This window comes from Albidovulum sp. (assembly GCF_049646345.1).
Lineage (GTDB): Bacteria > Pseudomonadota > Alphaproteobacteria > Rhodobacterales > Rhodobacteraceae > Albidovulum.
In genome coordinates, this window is record NZ_JBARVQ010000126.1 from 1 (window position 1) to 4894 (window position 4894).

Annotated in this window: 4 protein-coding genes and 2 pseudogenes; 3 read left to right on the forward strand and 3 right to left on the reverse strand. The window is 59.7% G+C overall.

The annotated features are described in order from the left end of the window. A pseudogene (locus WBB85_RS03155) lies at window positions 1–278 on the reverse strand (D-glycerate dehydrogenase); the annotation flags it as partial. 92 nt (window positions 279–370) lie between these two features. On the opposite strand from WBB85_RS03155, the gene WBB85_RS03160 reads away from it, so the two are divergent. The 3 genes from WBB85_RS03160 to WBB85_RS03170 all read left to right on the forward strand — a co-directional run bounded on the left by WBB85_RS03160 (window position 371) and on the right by WBB85_RS03170 (window position 2681). Continuing rightward, window positions 371–952, forward strand: a complete 582-nt coding sequence (locus WBB85_RS03160; protein WP_432637169.1) for an SH3 domain-containing protein — start codon at window positions 371–373, stop codon at window positions 950–952. A 72-nt stretch (window positions 953–1024) separates the two neighbouring features. Next, window positions 1025–1909: a cation diffusion facilitator family transporter gene (locus WBB85_RS03165; protein ID WP_432637170.1), complete on the forward strand. Its 885-nt coding sequence runs from the start codon at window positions 1025–1027 to the stop codon at window positions 1907–1909. A gap of 280 nt (window positions 1910–2189) precedes the next feature. Beyond that, the gene (locus WBB85_RS03170; protein WP_432637171.1) at window positions 2190–2681 is read left to right on the forward strand and encodes an AAA family ATPase; all 492 of its coding nucleotides are present in this window, start codon (window positions 2190–2192) and stop codon (window positions 2679–2681) included. Window positions 2682–2824: 143 nt separating this feature from the next. Here WBB85_RS03170 and WBB85_RS03175 read toward each other — a convergent pair whose 3' ends face one another. Together WBB85_RS03175 and WBB85_RS03180 are read right to left on the reverse strand one after the other, a co-directional pair. Then, window positions 2825–3919 carry a BMP family ABC transporter substrate-binding protein gene (locus tag WBB85_RS03175; protein ID WP_432637172.1) on the reverse strand — a complete coding sequence of 365 codons (1095 nt, stop codon included), beginning with the start codon at window positions 3917–3919 and terminating at the stop codon, window positions 2825–2827. 64 nt (window positions 3920–3983) lie between these two features. Further along, a pseudogene (locus tag WBB85_RS03180) lies at window positions 3984–4894 on the reverse strand (ABC transporter permease); the annotation flags it as partial.

Genomic DNA, 4894 nt, shown 5'->3' on the forward strand with positions numbered 1-4894 from the left:
CGCTGGCGGGCGGAAATCACATCGATATTGTCAACGCCGGCGCCATAGTTGGCGATCAGTTTCAGCTTGGGACCAGCCTGCGCCAGAAGGGCCGCATCGATCTGGTCGGTGATAGTCGGCACCAGAATATCGGCGCGCCGCATCGCCGCGGCCAGTTCTTCACGCGTGAGGCCAGTGTCGGCCGTGCCAAGCTCCACATCGAAAAGCTCCGCCATGCGGCGTTCCACCGGCTCTGGCAGCCGTCTGGTCACCACAACCTTCAACTGATCGGTGCGCATTGTGAAAGTCCTCTCTTCACTCAGCCTGTCCTGACTGGCAAAGTGGACCCCAACGCGCTAAGCGACAAGACAGAAAACGACGGGGCAAAAGCATGGATGCTGGGAAATTGCGGCTGACAGGCGCCATGGCGGTGGCGATTGCAGTGCTGATGGCCGGTGCCGGGTCGCTTTGGGCGCAGGAAGATGCGACCGATCTGCAAGAGGATACGGCGGAGGCCGTGGCGGATGTTGTGGAGGGCGGGGTCGCCAAGGGCGCGGTCACCAACTTGCCGTTGCCACGTTTTGTCAGCCTGAAGACCGGCGACGGCAATGTCCGCCGCGGCCCCTCGCTTGAGCATCGGATCGACTGGGTGTTTCGCCATCGTGGGATGCCCTTGCTGCTGACGGCGGAGTTTGAACATTGGCGGCGGGTCGAGGATAGTGAAGGGCAGGGGGGCTGGATCTATTACACATTGCTGTCGGGGGTGAGGACCGTGTTGGTAATGGTGGACAAGACCGCCCTTCATGCGCAGGCCGACAAGGAGGCCCAGGTGGTTGCCATCGCCGACGAGGGGGTAATAGCCGATCTGGGGACCTGCCTGGCCGACTGGTGCGAAATCTCGGTGGGTCGTTCGCGGGGCTGGGTGGAGAAAACCGCGCTGTGGGGCGTCGATCAGGACGAGATCCGAGAGTGAGATGAGACGCGTGAAATGATGCGCGTGAGATGAAACGGGGGCGATGAGACGGGGGGCGATGAGACGGGGGCAATGAGCGACAAGCGGGCCACAGCCATGAACTATTCGGCCGGTGTTGCATCGGTGGCGGTGGCGTTGGTGCTTGTCGGGCTGAAGCTCTGGGCGCTCGGGACCACCCATTCGCTGTCTGTTGCGGCCTCTCTGGCCGACAGTGCCCTTGATCTGATGATGTCGCTGGGCGGGCTGATGGCGATCATCTATGCGGCGCGGCCAGCGGACGAGGATCATGCCTTTGGCCATACGTCGGTCGAGGATCTTGCGGCGCTGACGCAATCGCTGTTCATCCTGGCGTCTGGGGTTGTCATTGCCTGGGCTGCGGTCGGGCGGCTTTTGTCTGGTAACGTTTCGCCGATCGACGCAGAGGCCGGAGGCATGGTAGCGATGGGTCTGTCGATCCTGCTGACCGTGGCGCTGGTTTTGTGGCAAAGACATGTGGCGCGGCGGACCCGCAACCGGGTGGTGGCGGCTGACAGTCTGCATTACATGTCCGATCTGGTGCCGAATATCGGGGCAATCGCCGCGCTTTGGATGTCCAGCCGATTTGGCCTTGGCCATGTGGATTCGGCCGTGGCGCTTGGGGCTGCGGTCATTCTGGTGGTGGGTTCGCTCAGGATCGGCAAGAAGGCGTGGGACGCGCTGATGGACCGGCAGGCCGACCCTGAAGTGATTGCCGGTATCGCCGCGATTGCGATGGGCTGGCCGGGTGTGCGGGGATTTCATGATCTCAAGACGCGGATGGCAGGGAGCCGGGTCTTTCTTCATATCCATATCGAGCTGGACGGCGACCAGACCCTGCGCGAGGCGCACGCGATCGGCGCCGGCCTGCGGCGAGAGATCATGCAGCGCTATCCCGAATGTGACGTGATCATCCACAAGGATGTGGCGGGCGAGACCTGAAGGGCCGGCATAAGCCCATGCCCCGGACTGAAAGAGGGTGTCCGAAATTGCGGTTGGTCGGCTATGCGGACGTTTCTGCCGTTAAGCTCAAGGCGGTGAATGTCAGCTTCTGGATCGACAAAACCCCTGCTTTGTGCCAGCTATCTGGTATGAGAACCTTGCTGCAGAAAATTGGCTGTCGACGTCAAAACCGAATTACGATCCCGGCCTGTTAGTCCGGGCCGGGTAGTCGATTTCTAAATGTCATACGCGCCTCATGCGCCGATCAAGGTCATATTGAATGGATACGAGCTCCTCAACCCTGCACTTTTTGTGCGGTAAAATTGCTGCTGGAAAATCAACGTTCGCTGCCGAACTTTGTCGTGAGAATGGAACGGTCTTGCTGGCCGAGGATGATTGGCTGAGCGCCCTGTTTTCGAGCGAGATGTCGTCGCCGTCTGACTATGTTCGGTGTTCGTCAAAATTGCGAAAAATCATGGGGCCTCACGTCGTGTCGCTGCTGAACGCGGGCGTTTCGGTTGTCTTGGATTTTGCGGCTAATACTCTGGAACAACGCGCCTGGATGCGCACGATCATCGAGGCAAGTGGCGCCCTTCACCAACTCCACGTCTTCAATGCTTCTGATGAGCTTTGCCTTGCAAGACTTCGCGAACGTAACGCACGTGGCGATCACCCGTTTGCCGTGTCCGAGGAGCAATTCCTTCGGTTTTCAAAGCATTTTGTTGCACCCTCGTTGGACGAAGGCTTCAATATTGTGATGCACGACGAATAGCCAAGGCCTGCGCAAAAAGCGGACTTTCCTGTTGGGTGCGGCACTTGTGACTATGGGCTCAATCCGGACCAACAGGATTTCCCGCCATGCCAAAATGAAAAACCCCGCCGAAGCGGGGTTCTCCGTCGAACTGTGGCCGGACCTTATTGCGGGATGTCGCCGGTGATACCTTCGACATAGAAGCCCATGCCGAGAAGATCGCCGTCCGGGGCGGTCTGGCCCTCGGCCAGCCAGGCCGAGCCGTCCTGCTTGTTGATCGGGCCGGTGAAGGGATGTACCGTACCGGCAGCAATCGCATCGCGAAGCGCTTCCGCCTCTGCCTTGACATCGGCCGGGACCGCGTCGCTGATTTCGCCAATGCCAACTTCGCCGCCAGCGATGCCTTCCCATGCATCAACCTGCTCATAGGTGCCGTCGAACAGAGCGCCTACGCGCTTGACATAGTAAGGTGCCCAATTGTCGATCACAGAGGAAACCCGCGGCGAGGGGCCATACTCGGTCATGTCGGAGGCTTGGCCAAAGCCGATGACAGCACCGTTCGATTTGGCGGCCTCGGCCAGAGGTGCGGTCGAGTCGGTATGGGCCGCAATCACGTCCACGCCCTGCTCGATCATCGCCTTGGCTGCATCCGCTTCCTTGGCCGGGTCAAACCAGGTGAAGGCCCAGACGACGCTGAGTTCCACATCGGGGTTAACTTTCTTGGCATTCAGATAGTAGGAATTGATGCCCATGATCACTTCGGGGATCGGGAAAGAGGCGATATAGCCAATCTTGTTGGATTTGGTCATGCGGCCTGCGATCAAACCCTCGACAGCGCGGCCTTCGTAGAAGCGCGCGTTATAGGTGGAAACATTCTCGCTATCGCGGCGGAAACCGGTGGCGTGCTCGAACTTCACGTCCGGGAATTTGGCCGCGACTGCGTTGGTCGGGTCCATATAGCCGAAGGATGTGGTGAAGATGATATTGCAGCCGCCAAGCGCCATCTGAGTCAGGACGCGTTCGGCATCAGCACCCTCTGGCACATTTTCCTGCCATTGTACTTCGACCTTGTCGCCGTAAGCCTCTTGCACGGCCAGCGCACCCTGATGGTGCTGGTAGGTCCAGCCGCCGTCACCGATGGGGCCGACATAGACGAAACAGGCTTTGACGTGATCCATGGCGTCGGCCATCGCCACGCTGCCGGTCATGGCCAGACCAAGGCTCATCGCGGCCGAGGTCAGAAGATTTCTTCTCAACATTCAACATACTCCCAGTTGGTTGGGCGCTTTTGGCCCTTTTGATAGGTTCCGCACGCAGGTGTCCCTAACGCGCGGCGTGGAAATTCTGACCCAGGGCGGCGGGGGCATTCAACCTTGCCCGGCCTTTGCCAGAAGACATGATAACCAGCACGATAATGGTTATCAAATAGGGTGACATCGACAAATATTCGACAGGAATTTTTGATCCTGCGGCCTGCAGGTTGAGCTGCAATACGGTAATGCCGCCAAAGAGATAGGCTCCGACCAGAACGCGCCAGGGTTTCCAGCTTGCAAAGACCACGATGGCCAGTGCGATCCAGCCCGCACCGGCGGTGATTCCGTCGACCCATTGCGGCACGCGCACCAGGCTGACATAGGCACCGCCCATACCAGCCATGGCCCCCCAAAGAGGATGCAGCAGATGCGGATCAACTGAACCTTGTAGCCAAGCGCATGTGCCGCCTCGTGGTTCTCGCCGACCGCGCGGATGATCAGACCGAGGCGGGTGGATTTCAGCACCCACCAGACGAGGGCGATGATGGCGATGGAGAAATAGACCACCCAGTCATGATCAAAGAAGATCGGGCCGAGTATCGGCAAGTCGTTCAACGGCCCCAGCGGCACATGTGGCGTCGCCGGGGGTTTGATCCCGTTATAACCCTGCCCAAGAAGCGCCGACAGGCCAAGGCCGAACATGGTAAGTGCCAGCCCCGTCGCCACCTGATTGGTCAGAAGAATCTGGGTGAGAAAGGCAAAGATCAGCGCCAGTGCAGCGCCGCCCAACGCGCCGCCAACAAAGCCCATGAAGGGGCTGCCGGAAGCCACGGTGGCCATGAATCCGCAGATGGCCCCATGATCATCATCCCCTCGACCCCAAGGTTGAGTACACCCGACTTTTCCACCACCAGCTCGCCAAGCGAGGCCAGGATGATCGGGACCGCCGCCACCATGAGCGAGGCAATCAGTACGACCGGA

What these genes read in the sequence shown, in the direction of transcription:
- WBB85_RS03170 (WP_432637171.1), top strand. Translation starts at nt 2,190, where the DNA reads ATGGATACGAGCTCCTCAACCCTGCACTTTTTGTGCGGTAAAATTGCT.
- WBB85_RS03175 (WP_432637172.1), bottom strand. Translation starts at nt 3,919, where the DNA reads ATGTTGAGAAGAAATCTTCTGACCTCGGCCGCGATGAGCCTTGGTCTG.
- WBB85_RS03160 (WP_432637169.1), top strand. Translation starts at nt 371, where the DNA reads ATGGATGCTGGGAAATTGCGGCTGACAGGCGCCATGGCGGTGGCGATT.
- WBB85_RS03165 (WP_432637170.1), top strand. Translation starts at nt 1,025, where the DNA reads ATGAGCGACAAGCGGGCCACAGCCATGAACTATTCGGCCGGTGTTGCA.